Origin of the sequence: Mesorhizobium sp. M4A.F.Ca.ET.022.05.2.1 (genome assembly GCF_003998845.1) — a bacterium.
Taxonomy (GTDB): domain Bacteria; phylum Pseudomonadota; class Alphaproteobacteria; order Rhizobiales; family Rhizobiaceae; genus Mesorhizobium.
This window is the reverse complement of record NZ_RZOJ01000837.1, coordinates 1-436: the sequence shown is the minus strand read 5'-3', so window position 1 is coordinate 436 and position 436 is coordinate 1. Positions and strand designations below refer to the sequence as shown.

1 protein-coding gene and 1 pseudogene are annotated in these 436 nt (G+C 66.3%); both read left to right on the top strand.

What is annotated here, in order from left to right; translation table 11 throughout:
- Positions 1-212: pseudogene (locus EN745_RS35710) on the top strand (hypothetical protein); the annotation flags it as partial.
- Positions 209-436 (top strand): hypothetical protein (locus EN745_RS35705; RefSeq protein ID WP_127423368.1); only part of this gene is annotated, 228 nt, incomplete at its 3' end. The pseudogene EN745_RS35710 and the gene EN745_RS35705, both read left to right, overlap by 4 nt.

Sequence of the window (436 nt, the reverse complement as noted above, 5' to 3'; positions counted from 1 at the left end):
TTGCTGAAGGACGCGCCAAGGAACTGCTGGTCACACCGAAGGGCGTGCGCATCGTCTGGTTGCTCGCCGAAGCCGAACGAGCGCGCTACGGCGTGTTCCGGCAGGTCGCATTCGGCGACGTCAGGCTCGATCCGGCGCTGATCGAGAGGCTGCTGCAGTCGGCCTCGGCGCTTCGCGATGCGATCAACGAGCGCAAACGGCAGGCCGCATGACCGATAGAACCGCCTCCCCTGCTCCGACGAATCCGTATCTCGTGCTCGGCGCGGCGATCGCGCTGCCGGGGAGCGGGCATGTCATGCTTGGCGTGCCGACGCGCGGGCTGCAGTTCCTGTTCTTCATGGTGATCCTGGCCTGGGTCACCACCAAGGTGGCGCCGCCGGACGCCAGCTTCGTCGGCCGCCATGCCGGTGGTTTCCTGATCTACGCGCTATCGATT